Below are 16435 nucleotides of genomic sequence, written 5' to 3' on the forward strand. Positions count from 1 at the left end.
CCATGAGCCACTCGATGACGACGGAACTGGAAGAAGCGCAGCAGGCGTACCGCGAGGCGGCGCGCGACTTCGCACAGGCCGAACTGGCGCCGCACGCCGCGCGATGGGATGCGGAGGGCATCTTTCCGCGCGAGGCGATCGCCAAGGCCGGCGAACTGGGCTTCTGCGGTCTGTACATGGACCCGGAAGTGGGCGGCAGCGGCCTGAGCCGACTGGACGCCGCCGTCGTTATCGAGGAGCTCGCCAACGTCGATCCGTCGACGGCGGCGTACATCAGCATCCACAACATGGCCTCGTGGATGGTGTCCACGTGGGGCCAGCCGGCACTGCGCGATGCGTGGGGTACCGACCTGTCTTCGGGCAACAAGCTGGCTTCGTACTGCCTGACCGAACCGGGCGCCGGTTCCGATGCGGCGTCGCTGAAGACCACCGCCCTGCGCGATGGCGACTTCTATGTGCTGAACGGCTCCAAGGCCTTCATTTCCGGCGCCGGTGCCACCGAGCTGCTGGTGGTGATGGCACGTACCGGTGGTGCCGGTGCCGGCGGTGTCAGCGCCATTGCGGTGCCGGCGGACCTGCCGGGCATCAGCTTCGGTCGCAAGGAAGAGAAGATGGGCTGGAACAGCCAGCCCACCCGTGGCATCACCTTCGAAAACGTCCGCGTGCCGGTCAGCCACCTTCTGGGAGAGGAAGGCGGCGGCTTCAAGCTGGCGATGAAGGGGCTCGATGGCGGCCGCATCAACATCGCCGCCTGCTCGCTGGGTGCGGCGCAGGGCGCGCTGGATGCCGCACGCCGCTACATGGGCGAACGCCGCCAGTTCGGCAAGGCGTTGGCCGAGTTCCAGGCACTGCAGTTCAAGCTGGCCGACATGGTCACCCAGCTGGTGGCTGCACGGCAGATGGTGCACACCGCCGCGCGCAAGCTCGATGCCGGTGCCAGCGATGCCAACGTGTGGTGCGCGATGGCCAAGCGCTTCGCCACCGATGCCGGTTTCAACGTCTGCAACGAAGCACTGCAGATCCACGGTGGCTACGGCTACATCCGCGAATATCCGATCGAACGCCTGCTGCGTGACTGCCGCGTGCACCAGATCCTGGAAGGCACCAACGAGATCATGCGGGTGATCGTTGCCCGTCACCTGCTCAACACCGAAGAGGAACTGCGATGAAGGATTGGCGTACCCAGGAGCACGTGGGCCTGAAGGTCGAGGTGGATGGCCACACCGCCGTGGTCACCCTGAACAACCCGCCGGCGCATACCTGGACCGTGCACAGCCTGTCGGCGCTGCGCGACCTGGTGGGCGCGCTCAACGCAGACCGCGACATCTATGCGCTGGTGATCACCGGTGACGGCGAGAAGTTCTTCTCCGCCGGTGCCGATCTCAACCAGTTCGCCTCCGGCGACAAGGCCGCCGCGCGCGAAGCCGCGCGCCGCTTCGGTGAAGCCTTCGAGGCGCTCTCCGGGTTCCGTGGCGTGTCGATCGCTGCGATCAACGGCTATGCGATGGGTGGCGGCCTGGAATGCGCACTGGCCTGTGACCTGCGCATCATCGAAGACCACGCCCAGGTCGCGCTGCCGGAGGCCACCGTCGGCCTGCTGCCGTGCGCCGGTGGCACCCAGAACCTGCCGCGCCTGGTCGGCGAGGGCTGGGCCAAGCGCATGATCCTGCTGGGCGAGCGCATCAACGCCGAGACCGCACTGCGCATTGGCCTGGCCGAAGAAAAGGTCGGCAAGGGCGAAGCCAAGGCGTTGGCGCTGGAATGGGCGAAGAAGGCCGGCAAGCAGAGCCCGACCAGCATCGCCGCCTGCAAGACCCTGGTGCAGGCCACCCGCACCGGCACCCACGCCTCGGCGCTGGTGGCCGAGCGCGAAGCCTTCGTCGACCTGTTCGACACCGCCGACCAGGTCGAGGGCGTGACCGCCTTCCTGGAAAAGCGCGCCGCGCAGTGGAAGAACGCATGAGCACCGACGCCGCTGCCGACGACGCACCGGTGCTGTTCGAAGAGCGCGTGGCCGGCAACGGCACGCGCATCGGCATCGCCACGCTCAATGCGCCGCGTACGCTCAACGGCTTCTCGCTGCCGATGGCGCACCTGCTGCTGAAGCAGTTGAACGCCTGGGCCGACGACGATGGCATCGCCATGGTGGTGCTGCAGGGTGCCGGCGAAAAGGCGTTCTGCGCCGGCGGTGACCTGCACAGCCTGTACAAGAGCATGGTCGCCTTCCGCGAGGCCGGCCGCAGCGACATCCGCGAGAACGACTACGCGGCCGAGTTCTTCGACGTCGAGTACCGCGTCGATTACCTCATCCACACCTACGCCAAGCCGATCCTGTGCTGGGGCCATGGCATCGTGATGGGCGGCGGCATCGGCCTGATGTCCGGCGCCAGCCACCGCGTGGTCAGCGAGCGCTCCAAGCTGGCCTTCCCGGAAATCACCGTCGGCCTGTTCCCCGATGTAGGTGGCAGCTGGCTGCTGCCGCGCGTGCCGGGCAAGGGTGGCCTGTTCCTGGCCCTGACCGGCGCGCTGCTCAACCCGGGAGATGCCATCTACGCCGGCCTGGCCGATGTGCATGTAGCCGAAGAACGCCGCAGTGCGGTGTTCGATGCGCTGCTGCAGGTGGCCTGGTCGGGCGATGCCGCGCACAACCACGAGCGCCTCAGCCATCTGCTGCAATCGCATGCCAGCGATGCCGCGACCGGTCCGCTGCTGGCCAACGCGGCGCAGGTCGATGCGCTGTGCGAAGGCGATGACCTTGAAGCGATCGTCGCGCGCATTGCCGGCCTGCAGACCGACGATGCCTGGCTGCAGGCGGCACAGAAAACCCTCGCCGCCGGCGCACCGGGCTCGGCACGGCTGTCGTACGAGCTGCAGCGCCGCAGTGCTGGCCAGGACCTCGCCGCGGTCTACCGCCTGGAGTACATCGTCGCCCTGCATTGCACCGCCCATGGTGATTTCGCCGAAGGCATCCGCGCGCTGCTGATCGACAAGGACCGCAATCCGCAGTGGAACCCGGCCACCCTGGCCGAGGCCACCGCCGCGTGGGCCGACACCTTCTTCGCTTCCCCCTGGGCCGATGCCGCGCACCCGCTGGCTGACCTGGGTACTCCCCTTGCTGAAAGGAGCCTTGCATGAGCCACATTGCATTCATCGGGTTGGGCAACATGGGTGGCCCGATGGCCGCCAATCTGGTCAAGAACGGCCACGCCGTGCGCGTGTTCGATCTGGTCCCGGCCGCAGTGCAGGCCGCCGTCGATGCCGGTGCCAGCGCCGCGTCATCGGCACGCGACACCCTGGCCGATGCCGAGATCGTGATCTCGATGCTGCCGGCCAGCCGCCATGTCGAAGGCGTGTACCTGGGCGACGACGGCATCCTCGCCGCGATCCCGGCCGGTGCACTGGTCATCGACTGCAGCACGATCGCACCGGCCAGCGCCCGCAAGGTCTCTGAAGCGGCCGCCGCACGTGGCCTGCAGATGATCGACGCGCCGGTATCCGGCGGTACCGCCGGTGCCCAGGCCGGCACGCTGACCTTCATCGTCGGTGGCGAAGAGGATGCGCTGGAACGCGCCCGTCCGGTGCTGCAGGCAATGGGCAAGAACATCTTCCACGTCGGCGCCAGTGGTGCCGGCCAGGTCGCCAAGCTGTGCAACAACATGGCGCTGGGCGTGATCATGGCCGTCACCGGAGAAGCCATCGCACTCGGCGTGGCCCATGGGTTGGACCCGAAGGTGCTGTCGCAGATGATGGCGGTCAGCACCGGCCGCAGCTGGGCCACCGAAGTGTGCAACCCGTGGCCGGGCGTGCTGGAGAATGCGCCGGCCTCGCGTGGCTACAGCGGCGGTTTCGGCAGCGATCTGATGTTGAAGGACATGGGCCTGGCGGTGGAAGCGGCGATGAGTGTCGGCGCCTCGATCCCGCTGGGCGAAGTGGCCCGCAACCTGTATTCGATGAACCACCAGGCCGGCCGCGGCAAGCTGGATTTTTCCAGCGTCGTGCAGCTCATTACGAGCGAGAAGTGACCTGGTAGTGCCGGCCGCTGGCCGGCAACCTCATGCCCCCGCGTGGGACAACGAAGGTGGGATGGGCGGATGTTCGGTTTCGACCGGCATCCGCCCATTTTTTTGGGGTCGGATCCCTTTCGCAACGCGAAAGGGCTCTGACCCCGGCCGCATCAGGCAACGATCAGCGTCACGTCGATGTTGCCGCGGGTGGCATTGGAGTACGGGCACACGATGTGCGCCTTCTGCACCAGCTCTTCCACCTGCTCGCGCGGCACGCCGGGCACGTTGATGGTCAGCTCGGCTTCGATGCCGAAGCCGGTCGGGATCTGGCCGATGCCGACCTTGCCGGTGACAGTGGTGTCGGCCGGCAGCGCGACCTTGGCCTGGCCGGCCACGAACTTCAGCGCACCGAGGAAGCAGGCCGAGTAGCCAGCGGCGAACAGCTGTTCCGGGTTGGTGCCCGGGCCGCCGGCCCCACCCAGCTCGCGCGGGGTCGACAGCTGGATGTCCAGCACGTTGTCGGACGAGACGGAACGGCCTTCACGGCCGCCGGTGGAGGTGGCCTGGGCGGTATACAGAACCTTTTCGATGGACATCGGGATGCTCCTGGTCAGTGGGTGGGTGTTGCGTTGGAGCCTACTTTGCCCGGTTTCTGCGTACGTTGGGTTGCAATGCGTACGAAAAATTTGATCGATCGTCCTGCCGGCCTAGATCGTCCATTCGCGGTCGGTGGTGAACATGATGGTCAGCCAGCGGTCCGGAGAGGCCTCGCCCAGCGCATCGCCGATCTCGTCGCGCAGCTGGTCCCATTCCAGAAGGGGGCGCGGCGGGTCGTCCTCGCGCACCACGAAGAACAGCTCGATCTGCTCGCCACGCCCCACCTGCGCCACATAGCTGCGGTGCTCGACGAAACCATGCTTGGCGACGATCGCGCGCGCCACCGCGTCCACGTGCGCCTGCAGTTCAGGCGGGGTGACCAGCAGGATGCCGGCCAGCGCCCGGCGCACGGTGCCGAGCGGGGCGATCATCACCAGTACGCAGACGAAGGCAAGGATGGCCGGGTCGATGTACGGCCCGACCCAGGCCAGCGAGGTGCCGCGCACCAGCACGCCACCGAGGAAGGCCAGCAGATAGCAGGCCGACATGCTGGCGGCGATCACCCAGTTCTTCGCGTCCAGTGCGATGAATTCCGAACCGATGCGGCGGTTGGCACGCAGCACGAACCAGGCCAGCGCACCTTCACCGACGATCGACAGCCCAGCGAAGGCAATGGCCGGGCCCAGCGCGATGTGGCGGCCACCGGACATCAACGCGTCCACCGCATTGACCAGCGCATACAGCGCCGCACCGATCATCAGCGTGCCGCTCACCCCCAGCACGATCGGCTCCAGGTGCCAGAAGCCCATGGTGAAGCGCTGGTTGAGCCGCGATTGCAGCGCATCTGTCTGCGTGGACAGCGCGATCAGCCGCGCCACCAGCAGTGACAGCCAGGTCATCACCACATCGATCAGGCCGTAGATGCCATCGAAGATGATCAGCGAGGAATTGGCCAACAGGCCGAACACCACCGCGCCCGCAGCCAGCAGCAATGAGCCTGCGATGGACAGGCGCAGCACGCCTTGTTCGGTAGCGGGATCGAAGAACTGCGGGTTGGTGGCCATGCCCCGATTGTAGAGCGGCGCCATGCCTCGCTGCCGTTGCGGCCTGCCGACGCTGTCCCTGGGCAGCCCCGTGCCGTAGACTGCGCCCTCCCACGCTCCCCGACGACGCACTGCAGTGATCACGCCACCCTGACCCTTGCCGCACATCGGCAGCCGGCCCACCCTGCTCAGGAACCCGCGTCTTTCCACTGCAGCGCCATGCGGCCACGCCCGCGTGCGCGCGGAGTTTTCCCATGCAAACGTCCTATCCGCTGCGCCAGCAATGGCTCGGCAACCTCCGTGGTGATCTGCTGTCCGGCATGGTCGTCGCCCTGGCCCTGATTCCCGAGGCCATCGCCTTCTCGCTCATCGCCGGCGTCGACCCCAAGGTCGGCCTGTACGCCGCGTTCTCCATTGCGGTGGTCACCGCCATTGCCGGTGGCCGCCCCGGCATGATCTCCGCCGCCACCGGCGCGATGGCACTGGTGATGGTCGACCTGGTCAAGGACCACGGCCTGCAGTACCTGTTCGCCGCCAGCATCCTGGCCGGCCTGCTGCAGGTGCTGGCCGGCGTGTTCAAGCTCGGCTCGCTGATGCGTTTCGTTTCGCGCTCGGTCATCACCGGCTTCGTCAACGCGCTGGCGATCCTGATCTTCCTGGCGCAGATGCCGGAACTGATCGGCCGCGGCCCGACCGTCTACGTGCTGTGTGCCGCCGCCCTGGCAATCATCTACCTGCTGCCACGCCTCACCCGTGCGGTGCCTTCGCCGCTGGTGGCAATCGTCGTGCTCACCGCCGTAGTGATCGGCTTTGGCGTGGACGTGCGCAGTGTTGGCGACATGGGCCAGCTGCCGGACAGCCTGCCGCAGTTCCTCATCCCCGACGTGCCGCTCAGCTGGGAGACCCTGCGCATCCTGCTGCCGGTGTCGGCCACGCTGGCGGTGGTCGGCCTGCTCGAATCGATGATGACCCTGCAGATCGTCGAGGACATCACCGAGACGCCCAGCGAGCGCAACCGCGAATGCGTCGGCCAGGGCGTGGCCAACGCGGTCACCGGTTTCCTCGGCGGCATGGCCGGCTGCGCGATGATCGGCCAGTCGGTCATCAACGTGACGTCTGGTGGCCGCGGCCGCCTGTCCTGCCTGGTGGCCGGCGTGCTGCTGCTGGTGCTGGTGGTGTACGGCAGCGACCTGGTGCGGCAGATCCCGATGGCTGCGCTGGTGGCGGTGATGATCATGGTCAGCATCGGCACTTTCAGCTGGCGCTCGCTGCGCGACATGCGCACGCATCCGCGCAGTTCCTCGGCCGTGATGTTGCTGACCGTGGTGGTCACCGTGGCCACCCACGACCTGGCCAAGGGCGTGCTCAGTGGCGTGCTGCTGTCGGCGCTGTTCTTCGCCCGCAAGGTCGGCCGCATGCTGGAGGTGCAGCGCGAGGATGCCGGAGACACGCAGGTCTACCGCGTACGTGGCCAGGTGTTCTTCGCTTCCGCCGGCCAGCTGGGCGCGGCGTTTGACTACCAGCACGTAGCACCGAAGGTGCAGATTGACCTGCGCGATGCCCACCTGTGGGATCTGACCGCCGTGGCCGCGCTGGAGCGCGCGCAGGAAAAACTGGCCGCGCATGGCGCCGATGTAACGGTGGTGGGGCTCAATGCCGCCAGCCGGACGTTGATCGAGCAGGTGGGTGGGCGCGGCGGCGGGCACTGAGTTCGCACTCTTCACTCGCCGCCACCTGTGCTGGGACATGGGTGCATAAGCGCTTCGGCAGGGGGCACCCGGGTGACCGCAGCGGCGGTCACCCGCGTTGTTGCATCAGTGCCTGCGGCCCATGCACCTGACTTCCACCCGCATGTCGGCGTCCATCACTTCGCTGGTGCAGATCATCTGGTTGTCGCCCGGCCCGATGTTGGGGCGCACGCCCAGATCGAAGAGGTAGCGACTGAAGTCCATGTAGGCGTCACTGGTGATGCCACCGGGGAACTCGTACACCACCGGCTTGCCGTCCTTGGCAACGTCTGCTTTCGTCTCTGGAACCGGGTTGCCGTGAACGTCGAGGCCGGTGCCGGGAATAGGCGCCCAGCTTTTCATCTCGATGTCGTAGGAGGCCTTGATGCTGGAGCCATCGGCGAAGTTCAGGGTGGTCACCGGGCGGCCCGCAGTCAGCGAGATGTTCTTTCCCCTGACCGAATTGACGAAGGTCATGTGCGCCGCATACCCGCGGGCGAGCCAGGAGGCATTCAACTGTTCGATCGCGTTGTTCATCCTGGCCGGGCTCTGCAATGCATCGTATACGGTTGCCGGCACCGGCCGGTCTGCGGCGGGAGCCGCCAGTGCCCGTCGCACGCGTGCAGTCGCCATCGCTTGCTGGGGGAGTCTCCACGTGTTCGATGCAACGTCGTAGTTCATTTCAAGGCTGCGCCCATTCGCGTGCCAGAAGCGGACCAGGGCTACGAAGTAGTCTTCCAGGTCCTGTTCGATCGGCAGCTCCTGGATCCTGCGATCCCACAGGATGACGAACTTCCGTATCTCTCCCGTGGAAATACTGGTTACCAGCGCACCGCCGACGTCGACGTCCGACAGCGCGGCCGCCTGCATCTGAGCGTATGAACACCCTTCGCACGGGATATCTTGTATCTGCTTCACCTGCGCGTGCGCTCCCTGCGCACAGAGCAACAACGCCACCGCAGTGGCGTATCGGAACAGCCTCATCGAATTCGATTCCTAGATGGATGGATTGGGTAGGAAATGAATGACGATCCTGGCTACTGACGCAATGACCAGCGCAATCGACACGGCGCGGGTGAAGCGATGAATCTCGCGCCGTTGGAAGGGTATCCATACCGTGAGCAGGATGGTCGTGAGACCAAAAACCAGCACCGGGGTGCCGGAGGTCGTCATCGCCATGCACAGGCTGATGAAGGCGAACAGCTCCAGGACCAGTTCGATGTAGGTGCGTTGCTGCATTACATGTTCCGTTTGCCTGGGACATCCATGCCGCACATCGTCATGCGGCGCTCAAATGATAGCACTTCTCATTCGTATTTGGCGGGATGGCGGGCGTGTGCCACACCGGCAATGGGGCGCCGACGCTTCGCACACCGCCTGACGCCCCGCCGCCGTTCAGCCACCCGGTGTAAACTATTGATCTCACTAGCAATGCCAGTCTCCACGATCAACACCCCGATGACGTCCGCCGCCGCCCGTTACGCCGATTCCCTGCGCCTGTCCGTGGCCCCGATGATGGACTGGACCGATCGCCATTGCCGCGTGTTCCATCGCGTGCTGGCACCGGGTGTGCGCCTGTACACGGAAATGGTGCACGCCAATGCGGTCATCCACGGCGATCGCGAGCGCCTGCTCGGCTTCGACCGCAGCGAGCAGCCGCTGGCGCTGCAGCTGGGTGGCAGCGACCCGGCGCTGCTGGCGCAGGCTGCGCGCATCGCGGCGGAGTGGGGTTACGACGAGGTCAACCTCAACTGCGGCTGCCCCTCCGACCGCGTGCAGGCCGGGCGTTTCGGCGCCTGCCTGATGCGCGAGCCGGTGCTGGTGGCCGACTGCGTGGCGGCGATGGTCGACGCGGTCGAGATCCCGGTGACGGTGAAGTGCCGCCTGGGCGTGGACGAGGACAACGATTACGACGTGTTCGCCGCCTTCGTCGACCGCCAGGTCGCCGCCGGTGCCGCGATGGTGGTGGTGCACGCGCGCAACGCGTGGCTGAAGGGTCTGTCGCCGAAGGAGAACCGCGAGGTTCCGCCGCTGAAGTACGACTGGGCCTACCGCCTGAAGCAGGAGCGCCCGGCGCTGCCGGTGGTGCTCAATGGTGGCCTGGCCAGCCTCGAGGCGGTGCAGGCGCAGGCCGCGCACGTCGATGGCGTGATGCTGGGCCGTGCGGCCTACCACGACCCCTACCTGCTGCATCAGCTGGAGGCGCTGCACACCGGCGCCCCGCTGCAGGCGCGCGGCGACCTGCTGCGCGCGATGCGTCCGTACATCGAGGCGCGGCTGGGCGAAGGCCTGGCGCTGAAGCACATCACCCGCCACCTGCTCGGCCTGTTCCACGGCCAGCCTGGTGGCCGCGCATTCCGCCAGGTGCTGAGCGAGGGCGCGCACCGCCCTGGTGCCGATTGGAGCTTGGTCGAGCAGGCGCTTGCCGTGACCGAACGCGACAGCGATCGCGCCGCAGCGTGACCTTCGTCACATTCCTGACTTGACAAGGCGCGGCGATTCGTCCCGAATGTTCACCTAGCTGAACATCGCGGGGTCGCCGCCGGAAAAGTTCAGACCGGATTCACTGCCCCAAACCAAGAATTTGCAAAGGATTTGTAAAACGCCGGACCCCAAACCCGGCATCCGGATTTACGACTTTTGAACGAATCGCCGTGCTCGGCTAGGATCGCATCGATGTCTTCCGTTCCCCTCCATTGCCGCATTGCCCTGGCCACCTGCGTGGTGCTGGCGGTTGCGCCGCTGTCGTCGGCGCTGGCACAGCAGCCGCCGCGTGGCGACCAGGGGCGGGCGGAGATGATGGAGCGGGGCGAGCGCGGCAACCGTGGCGACGAGCGGTCGCTGTCCGATGCCGTGCGCCGCGTGCAGCGCACCACCGGCGGCCACATCCTCGGCGCCGAGCGCGTGCCGTTCGATGGTCGTGATATCAACCGGGTGAAGTACATGGACGACCGGGGCCGGGTCCGCTATATGGACGACCCCGCCCCGTCGCGTTCACAGCCGCGCACGCCGCGGTCGGATATGTCATCACTACGCGGCGATAACCCCTGAACAGGGATAGTTGTCGCTATCAACCCGTACCCCACAGGCCTCCGGGCCACACCCAGGACACTAGGGAGAGTTCATGCGTATCCTTCTGGTCGAAGACGAAGCCCCGCTGCGTGAGACCCTGGCAGCCCGGCTCAAGCGCGAAGGCTTTGCCGTCGATGCTGCGCAGGACGGCGAGGAAGGCCTCTACATGGGGCGCGAAGTCCCGTTCGATGTCGGCATCATCGACCTCGGACTGCCCAAGATGTCGGGCATGGAGCTGATCAAGGCCCTGCGTGACGAAGGCAAGAAGTTCCCGGTGCTGATCCTGACCGCGCGTTCGAGCTGGCAGGACAAGGTCGAGGGCCTGAAGCAGGGTGCCGACGATTACTTGGTCAAGCCGTTCCACGTCGAAGAGCTGCTGGCCCGCGTCAACGCGCTGCTGCGCCGCGCCGCCGGCTGGAGCAAGCCGACCCTGGAATGCGGCCCGGTCGCCCTGGACCTCGCCGCCCAGACCGTCAGCGTGGCCGGCAGCAATGTCGACCTGACCAGCTACGAGTACAAGGTGCTGGAGTACCTGATGATGCATGCCGGTGAACTGGTCTCCAAGGCCGACCTCACCGAGCACATCTACCAGCAGGACTTCGACCGCGACTCGAACGTGCTGGAAGTGTTCATCGGCCGCCTGCGCAAGAAGCTGGACCCGGATGGCGAGCTGAAGCCGATCGAGACCGTGCGCGGTCGCGGCTACCGTTTCGCGATCCCGCGCAACGAGGGCTGAGCCGGCTCACCCTGGCGATAACACGATGTCCGGCCGTCTGTGGTTCTTCCGACGCTGGCGGCCGCGCTCACTGCAGGCGCGCCAGATGCTCGCCGCGTCCGTGGGCCTGGTCGCGTTCCTGGCCCTGGCCGGTTACGCGCTCGACGCCGCCTTCGCCGATACGGCGAAGGCGAACCTGCGTGAGCGCCTGAAGAACTACGCCACGTCCTACGCGGCCGGCATCGACTTCACCCGCGACCGCTCGCTGTACATCCGCGAGCAGCCGCCGGATTCGCGCTTCGATGTGCCCGGCAGCGGCCTGTACCTGCAGGTGGTGATGCCGCACGGCAAGGGCAATTCGATGTCCGCCGAAGGCCCGATGCTGCCCACCGTGGGCGGCGGCCTGCTGGCGCCGCGCCAGGAAGTGTTCGAAGGCCCGCTGCCGATGATCCAGATCGATGGCAGCCAGGGCTCGGTCTACCGCTATGGCCTGGGCCTGGTGTGGGGCGCCGACGCCGACCCCGCCACCGAATTCCCGTACACCATCTACGTGATGGAAGACTCGCGCGCGCTGGGTGCGCAGCTGCGCGTGTTCCGTGGCCGCGTCTGGTTCTACCTGGGCGGCATCGGCCTGATCCTGCTGCTGCTGCAGACCGTCATCCTGCAGTGGAGCCTGCGCCCGCTGCGCCGCGTGATCACCGAGCTGACCAAGGTGCAGCGCGGCGAGACCGAGCGCATGAGCGAGCGCCACCCGCGCGAGCTGGAACCGCTGACCGACAGCATCAACGCCTTCATCGAAAGCGAGCGCGAGAACCTCGAGCGCCAGCGCAACACCCTGGCCGACCTGGCGCACAGCCTGAAGACGCCGATCGCGGTGCTGCGCACGCAGATGGACAGCGGCGCCGGCGACAACGCACTGCGCGAGGAACTGGACGTGCAGCTGCAGCGCATGAACAACCTGGTCTCGTACCAGCTGGCGCGCGCGGCCTCGTCCGGCCACAAACTGTTCTCCGCGCCGCTGCCGATCGAGTCCAACGCCGAGGAAATCGTGCGTGGCCTGGAAAAGGTCTACGCCTCCAAGGGCGTGCTGTGCGAATTCGACATCGACCCGGCCGCGCGCTTCCACGGGGAACCGGGCGACCTGCAGGAACTGCTCGGCAACCTGCTGGAGAACGCCTTCAAGTGGGCCAACCGCCGCGTGCTGCTGACCGCGCAGCCGCTGCCGGCCCCGAACGCACGCCGTGCCGGCCTGCTGCTGGCGGTGGACGACGATGGCCCCGGCATCGCCCCGGACGACATCGGCAAGGTGCTGCAGCGTGGCGTGCGTGGCGACGAGCGCGTGCAGGGGCATGGTATCGGCCTGTCGATCGTGCAGGACCTGATCAAGGATTACCGCGGTGAACTGACCGTGGGCCGTTCGGGCGAACTGGGCGGCGCCCGCTTCGAAGTGCGCCTGCCGCCGGGGCCGTAAGCCGCGCATTCGCGTCGGCCGGGCATCGCCCGGCGCAACAGCGCGCGGGTATTCCGGCACTACCGCAATTCGATCTTCGGCGGCTCGCCGTAGAACCGTCGCAGCTGCGCGGCCACCTCCGGCAACGCCTGCTGCAGCAGATCCGGTGCCGAGAAGTGGTACTCGCTGGTTACCGCGAAGAACTCCTCCGGCGCTTCGGCAGCGTACGGATCGATCAGCGTTTCCTCGCCCGCGTCCACCTGGGTACAGAAGGCGTCGTAGGCGCGCTGGAAGGTGGCTGCCCATTCGCGCTGCCATTCGCGCGGCAGCGGCGGGGTGCCGTCCATCGCGCCATCCAGCGCATCCAGCTTGTGCACCATCTCGTGCACTGCCACGCAGTAACCCTCGTGCGGCGCCGCCAGGTCGGCCTGCACGTCGGCCCAGGACAGGATCAACGGGCCACTGTCCCACGACTCGCCGATCAGCTCGTCATCCCACTCGTGCAGCACGCCCGCCGCATCCATGTGGCTGCGGTGCACGCGGAACGCATCGGGGTAGACGATCAGCTGCGACCAGCCTTCCAGCCCCACCTCGCCGAACTCCAGCAGCGGCAGGCAGCACAGCGCGGCCAGCAGCACCCCGTCACCGGCCTGCAGCTGCAGCTCGCCGATCGGGGTGATGGTCTTCTCGTGCAGGAAGCGCGTGGCCAGTACGCGCAGGCGCGCGCGGCGTTCGTCGTCCAGGCCGTGCAGCCAGGCCGCGCGGCGGCAGGCGTCTTCCCAAAGTGCATCGTCGATTGGCCGCGGCGCAGGCCGCAGCCACTGCAGCAACGACTTGATCAGCGGAACATTCCCGGCAGGTAGCTGTGCCACTTCGGCGCACGGATGCGTTGCAGCACGTCATCGTCGCTGCCACCGCCGCCGGTGCTGGTGGCACTGCTGGCGGCCGGGCGTACCGCCGCCGGCTTGGTGGTGGCGGCCGAGGTGGTCGCGGTCGGCGCGCGCTGCGAGGCGGCATCCCCGTTGGACGACACGCAGGCGCCGCGGCTGTCGTCCAGCGCTGCCGTCGCAGACGCCGCGAAGGGCATCATCAGCAGGATCAGGCAATGGGCATAACGGCGCATTGACGACATCCACGTTAAGGGAGGGTGAGTTCCCGATTCTAGCCCGAACCCGGCGCCCCGTTGGAAGCCCCTGCGGAACCCAGCGTGGCGGGCGTCGCTGGCGGCTTTCCCGCATAATTCCTTCCTGACTTCGTGGAAGCTGCCGTGGACGATCGCCAATTGCTGGCCAAACTCGCTGCCGGTCGCCTGTCCGGCGACGCCCTGGCCCGTGAGCTGGGCCAGACCCGCGCGGCAATTTGGAAGCGTATTCAAGGGCTTAGGGCCGCCGGTGTGGACGTCGAGGGCCGCGCCGGCGAAGGCTATGGCCTGACCCGCCCGGTCGATCTGCTGGATTCGGACGCGATCCGCGCCGGTCTGCCGGCCGGGGTTCTGCCGCTGCTGCACGACCTGCAGGTGGCCTGGACGGTGGATTCGACCAACGCCGAATTGCTGCGTTGCAGCGCGCCCCAGCGCGGGGTCGGCGTCCTGCTGGCCGAACGCCAGACCGGTGGCCGTGGCCGTCGTGGCCGCAGCTGGGCCTCGCCACTGGCCGCGCATATCTACCTGTCGGTGCTGCGCCTGTATTCCGGTGGCCTCGGCCGCCTGGCCGGGCTGAGCCTGGTGGCGGGCATCGCCGTGGCCGAGGCGCTGCACGACCTGGGCTATACCCAAGCGCAGCTGAAGTGGCCGAACGACCTGATCGTCGATGGCAACCGCAAGCTGGTCGGCCTGCTCGCAGAAGGCGGTGGCGAATACGCCGGCCCGGCGCGCGCGGTGATCGGCATCGGCATCAACACGCACATGCCGCCGTCGTTCGCCGAGCAGATCACCCAGCCGTGGGTGGACCTGGACACGCTGGCTGGCAAGCCGGTGGACCGCAACGTGGTCGTCGCTGCCGTGCTGACGCGGCTGCTGCCGGCGCTGGAAGAATTCGATCGCGAAGGCCTCGCTCCGTTCCTGCCGCGCTACGCCGCCTTCGACATGCTGGCCGGCCGCGAAGTACGCGTGGAACTGGACGGGCAGTGGCAGCACGGTACCGCGCTTGGCCTGGCCGATGACGGCGCATTGCGCGTGCGCATCGATGGCCGGGAACGCCTGCTGCATGCCGGCGAAGTCAGCGTGAGGGCAGCATGAGCGATTGGTTGTTCGACCTGGGCAACTCGCGCTTCAAGTTCGCGCCGTTGCAGGGCGACCGCGCCGGTGACGTGCAGGCCTGGGCGCATGGCGCCGAAGGCATGGCCGGGCAGCCGCCGCACAGCCTGCCCAGCGGTACCACCGCGTTCGTGGCCAGCGTGGCCGCGCCGTCGCTGACCAGCGCCATGCTGGACCAGCTGCAGCGCCGCTTCGAGAACGTGCATGTCGTGCGCACCAGCGCCGAGTGTGCCGGCGTGCGCATTGCCTATGCCAAGCCGGAAAAGTTCGGCGTCGATCGTTTCCTGGCCCTGCTGGCTGCCGCAAAGGCACAGCGCCCGGTGCTGGTAGTCGGCGTGGGCACCGCACTGACCATTGACCTGCTCGACGCCGATGGCCAGCACCACGGGGGCCGCATTTCCGCATCGCCCACCACCATGCGCGAAGCGCTGCACGCGCGTGCGGTGCAGCTGCCGGCGACCGGCGGCGACTACAGCGAGTTTGCCAACGACACCGCCGATGCGCTGGCCTCCGGCTGCGACGGCGCCGCGGTGGCGCTGATCGAACGCAGCGCGCAGCAGGCGCACACGCTGCTGGGCGTGGCACCGTCGCTGCTTGTGCACGGTGGCGGCGCACCGGCGCTGATGCCGTTGCTGCCCGGTGCCGATTACCAGCCCTCGCTGGTGCTGGATGGCCTCGCCCGCTGGGCGGTGCACCAGCCCGCACGCTAGTATCCGCGCATGCTGACCCGTGCCCTGATCGTCGTACTGGCCATTCTCAATCTTGGCGTCGCCTGCTGGTGGCTGCTGCGCGATGCGCCGCAACCGCCCGCGCCGCCGCCGCAACCGGCCGGTGTGGCCGAGCTGCGCTGGGTGCCCGGTGGTGTGGATGCCGCTGCAGCCGCCGAAGCGACTGCTGCAGCCCCGACCGCGCCGCTGGTGGAACGCGAGCCGGCGGCGAAGACGGCTGTGGCTGCGATGCCCGCGCCGGTGCCGGCCAAGCCGGAAATTCCCAAGCCGCAGACGGCAGAGGCTGTGCCGGTTGCCGCTGCTGCGAAGCCGGTAGCGCCACCCGCACCCGTTCCGGCACCGGAACAGCCCGCAACCCCGCCCGCGGCTGCTGAGCCAGCGCGCTGCGTCGCGCTGGGCCCGTTCGCCGACCGCGCCGCCGCGAGCAGTGCGCAGGGGAAGGCCGGCACGCTGCTCAGCCAGGTACGCCTGCGCGAACAGCCCGCTGCCAGCGGCAGTGCCCGCTACCGGGTGATGCTGCCGGCCGCCGCCAGCCGCGACGAAGCGCAGGCCACGGTGAAGCGCATCGTCGCCGCCGGCCTGAGCGACTACTACATCATCAGCCAGGGCGAGGAGGCCAACGCCGTGGCGCTGGGCCAGTACCGAAACCGCGAAGGCGCCGAACGGCGCATGGCGGCGGTGCAGGCCGCCGGCTTCCAGCCGCGCCTGGTCGCCAGCGGCGACGCCGGCCAATGGTGGCTGGAAGGGCAGCTGGCGGCGGGCACGCAGCCGGCCCAGGCCCAGCAGCGCAGCGGGGCGGCACAGAGCCGGTCGCTGGAATGCGCGCGGTTGCGCTAGAATCCCTG

General features: G+C 67.8%; 18 protein-coding genes. 12 read left to right on the top strand and 6 right to left on the bottom strand.

Translation table 11 applies throughout. The features are described 5' to 3' along the window. Positions 1–2: 2 nt before the first annotated feature. From ACYKG1_RS01135 to mmsB, 4 genes are read left to right on the top strand one after another with little or no spacing between them, the layout of a single operon-like run. The gene (locus ACYKG1_RS01135) at positions 3–1169 is read left to right on the top strand and encodes an acyl-CoA dehydrogenase family protein (RefSeq protein ID WP_478471552.1); all 1167 of its coding nucleotides are present in this window, start codon (positions 3–5) and stop codon (positions 1167–1169) included. Further along, positions 1166–1963: an enoyl-CoA hydratase gene (locus tag ACYKG1_RS01140; RefSeq protein WP_087921197.1), complete on the top strand. Its 798-nt coding sequence runs from the start codon at positions 1166–1168 to the stop codon at positions 1961–1963. The genes ACYKG1_RS01135 and ACYKG1_RS01140 overlap by 4 nt, the downstream gene beginning before the upstream one ends. Beyond that, the gene (locus ACYKG1_RS01145) at positions 1960–3135 is read left to right on the top strand and encodes an enoyl-CoA hydratase/isomerase family protein (protein WP_100474939.1); all 1176 of its coding nucleotides are present in this window, start codon (positions 1960–1962) and stop codon (positions 3133–3135) included. Before ACYKG1_RS01140 ends, ACYKG1_RS01145 begins: the two co-directional genes overlap by 4 nt. Continuing rightward, positions 3132–4022 carry a 3-hydroxyisobutyrate dehydrogenase gene (gene mmsB / locus ACYKG1_RS01150; protein WP_262227468.1) on the top strand — a complete coding sequence of 297 codons (891 nt, stop codon included), beginning with the start codon at positions 3132–3134 and terminating at the stop codon, positions 4020–4022. Before ACYKG1_RS01145 ends, mmsB begins: the two co-directional genes overlap by 4 nt. Before the next feature lie 152 nt (positions 4023–4174). On the opposite strand, the gene ACYKG1_RS01155 is transcribed toward mmsB, so the two are convergent. Continuing rightward, entirely contained in the window at positions 4175–4600 is a 426-nt protein-coding gene (locus ACYKG1_RS01155) for an organic hydroperoxide resistance protein (protein ID WP_004153735.1), read from the bottom strand. 111 nt (positions 4601–4711) lie between these two features. Continuing rightward, entirely contained in the window at positions 4712–5689 is a 978-nt protein-coding gene (locus ACYKG1_RS01160; protein WP_262227469.1) for a cation diffusion facilitator family transporter, read from the bottom strand. A 209-nt stretch (positions 5690–5898) separates the two neighbouring features. Between ACYKG1_RS01160 and ACYKG1_RS01165 the strand changes: the two genes are divergently transcribed. Next, positions 5899–7353 (top strand): SulP family inorganic anion transporter, encoded by a 1455-nt coding sequence (locus ACYKG1_RS01165; protein ID WP_478471555.1) that lies wholly within the window; start codon positions 5899–5901, stop codon positions 7351–7353. Positions 7354–7458: 105 nt separating this feature from the next. Here ACYKG1_RS01165 and ACYKG1_RS01170 read toward each other — a convergent pair whose 3' ends face one another. Together ACYKG1_RS01170 and ACYKG1_RS01175 are read right to left on the bottom strand one after the other, a co-directional pair. Then, positions 7459–8355 (bottom strand): hypothetical protein, encoded by an 897-nt coding sequence (locus tag ACYKG1_RS01170; protein WP_100474935.1) that lies wholly within the window; start codon positions 8353–8355, stop codon positions 7459–7461. Between the two features lie 12 nt (positions 8356–8367). Then, positions 8368–8610: a hypothetical protein gene (locus ACYKG1_RS01175; RefSeq protein ID WP_100474934.1), complete on the bottom strand. Its 243-nt coding sequence runs from the start codon at positions 8608–8610 to the stop codon at positions 8368–8370. Between the two features lie 192 nt (positions 8611–8802). Here ACYKG1_RS01175 and dusA point away from each other — a divergent pair, with 192 nt between their 5' ends. From dusA to ACYKG1_RS01195, 4 genes are all read left to right on the top strand, one after another. Continuing rightward, complete coding sequence (dusA, locus tag ACYKG1_RS01180) at positions 8803–9834, top strand: tRNA dihydrouridine(20/20a) synthase DusA (RefSeq protein ID WP_162292090.1); 1032 nt, start codon at positions 8803–8805, stop codon at positions 9832–9834. A 213-nt stretch (positions 9835–10047) separates the two neighbouring features. Beyond that, a complete protein-coding gene (locus ACYKG1_RS01185; protein WP_100474933.1) occupies positions 10048–10422 on the top strand; it encodes a hypothetical protein in 375 nt (124 codons plus the stop codon). A 73-nt stretch (positions 10423–10495) separates the two neighbouring features. Continuing rightward, positions 10496–11179 carry a response regulator transcription factor gene (locus ACYKG1_RS01190; protein WP_004136763.1) on the top strand — a complete coding sequence of 228 codons (684 nt, stop codon included), beginning with the start codon at positions 10496–10498 and terminating at the stop codon, positions 11177–11179. A gap of 25 nt (positions 11180–11204) precedes the next feature. Continuing rightward, positions 11205–12629 (top strand): ATP-binding protein, encoded by a 1425-nt coding sequence (locus tag ACYKG1_RS01195; protein WP_100474932.1) that lies wholly within the window; start codon positions 11205–11207, stop codon positions 12627–12629. 59 nt (positions 12630–12688) lie between these two features. On the opposite strand, the gene ACYKG1_RS01200 is transcribed toward ACYKG1_RS01195, so the two are convergent. Further along, positions 12689–13480: a M90 family metallopeptidase gene (locus tag ACYKG1_RS01200; RefSeq protein ID WP_478471558.1), complete on the bottom strand. Its 792-nt coding sequence runs from the start codon at positions 13478–13480 to the stop codon at positions 12689–12691. Beyond that, positions 13447–13731: a hypothetical protein gene (locus tag ACYKG1_RS01205; RefSeq protein WP_478471560.1), complete on the bottom strand. Its 285-nt coding sequence runs from the start codon at positions 13729–13731 to the stop codon at positions 13447–13449. Before ACYKG1_RS01205 ends, ACYKG1_RS01200 begins: the two co-directional genes overlap by 34 nt. A gap of 144 nt (positions 13732–13875) precedes the next feature. On the opposite strand from ACYKG1_RS01205, the gene birA reads away from it, so the two are divergent. Genes birA through ACYKG1_RS01220 form a run of 3 tightly spaced genes read left to right on the top strand, consistent with a single transcriptional unit; the run spans position 13876 to position 16427 of the window. Continuing rightward, positions 13876–14844, top strand: a complete 969-nt coding sequence (gene birA, locus ACYKG1_RS01210; protein WP_100474930.1) for a bifunctional biotin--[acetyl-CoA-carboxylase] ligase/biotin operon repressor BirA — start codon at positions 13876–13878, stop codon at positions 14842–14844. Continuing rightward, positions 14841–15572, top strand: a complete 732-nt coding sequence (locus tag ACYKG1_RS01215) for a type III pantothenate kinase (protein WP_478471562.1) — start codon at positions 14841–14843, stop codon at positions 15570–15572. Before birA ends, ACYKG1_RS01215 begins: the two co-directional genes overlap by 4 nt. 9 nt (positions 15573–15581) lie before the next feature. Further along, positions 15582–16427 carry an SPOR domain-containing protein gene (locus ACYKG1_RS01220; protein WP_478471563.1) on the top strand — a complete coding sequence of 282 codons (846 nt, stop codon included), beginning with the start codon at positions 15582–15584 and terminating at the stop codon, positions 16425–16427. The last annotated feature ends 8 nt before the right edge of the window (positions 16428–16435 follow it).

It is taken from the genome of Stenotrophomonas sp. 85239_Sma (genome assembly GCF_056481725.1).

Excerpts from the sequence above, each read along its gene's own strand:
- ACYKG1_RS01165 (WP_478471555.1), top strand. The coding sequence starts at position 5,899 with ATGCAAACGTCCTATCCGCTGCGCCAGCAATGGCTCGGCAACCTCCGT.
- ACYKG1_RS01155 (WP_004153735.1), bottom strand. The coding sequence starts at position 4,600 with ATGTCCATCGAAAAGGTTCTGTATACCGCCCAGGCCACCTCCACCGGC.
- ACYKG1_RS01185 (WP_100474933.1), top strand. The coding sequence starts at position 10,048 with ATGTCTTCCGTTCCCCTCCATTGCCGCATTGCCCTGGCCACCTGCGTG.
- mmsB (WP_262227468.1), top strand. The coding sequence starts at position 3,132 with ATGAGCCACATTGCATTCATCGGGTTGGGCAACATGGGTGGCCCGATG.
- ACYKG1_RS01195 (WP_100474932.1), top strand. The coding sequence starts at position 11,205 with ATGTCCGGCCGTCTGTGGTTCTTCCGACGCTGGCGGCCGCGCTCACTG.
- dusA (WP_162292090.1), top strand. The coding sequence starts at position 8,803 with ATGCCAGTCTCCACGATCAACACCCCGATGACGTCCGCCGCCGCCCGT.
- ACYKG1_RS01140 (WP_087921197.1), top strand. The coding sequence starts at position 1,166 with ATGAAGGATTGGCGTACCCAGGAGCACGTGGGCCTGAAGGTCGAGGTG.
- ACYKG1_RS01190 (WP_004136763.1), top strand. The coding sequence starts at position 10,496 with ATGCGTATCCTTCTGGTCGAAGACGAAGCCCCGCTGCGTGAGACCCTG.
- ACYKG1_RS01215 (WP_478471562.1), top strand. The coding sequence starts at position 14,841 with ATGAGCGATTGGTTGTTCGACCTGGGCAACTCGCGCTTCAAGTTCGCG.
- ACYKG1_RS01205 (WP_478471560.1), bottom strand. The coding sequence starts at position 13,731 with ATGCGCCGTTATGCCCATTGCCTGATCCTGCTGATGATGCCCTTCGCG.
- ACYKG1_RS01170 (WP_100474935.1), bottom strand. The coding sequence starts at position 8,355 with ATGAGGCTGTTCCGATACGCCACTGCGGTGGCGTTGTTGCTCTGTGCG.
- ACYKG1_RS01145 (WP_100474939.1), top strand. The coding sequence starts at position 1,960 with ATGAGCACCGACGCCGCTGCCGACGACGCACCGGTGCTGTTCGAAGAG.
- ACYKG1_RS01220 (WP_478471563.1), top strand. The coding sequence starts at position 15,582 with ATGCTGACCCGTGCCCTGATCGTCGTACTGGCCATTCTCAATCTTGGC.
- ACYKG1_RS01175 (WP_100474934.1), bottom strand. The coding sequence starts at position 8,610 with ATGCAGCAACGCACCTACATCGAACTGGTCCTGGAGCTGTTCGCCTTC.
- ACYKG1_RS01160 (WP_262227469.1), bottom strand. The coding sequence starts at position 5,689 with ATGGCGCCGCTCTACAATCGGGGCATGGCCACCAACCCGCAGTTCTTC.
- ACYKG1_RS01135 (WP_478471552.1), top strand. The coding sequence starts at position 3 with ATGAGCCACTCGATGACGACGGAACTGGAAGAAGCGCAGCAGGCGTAC.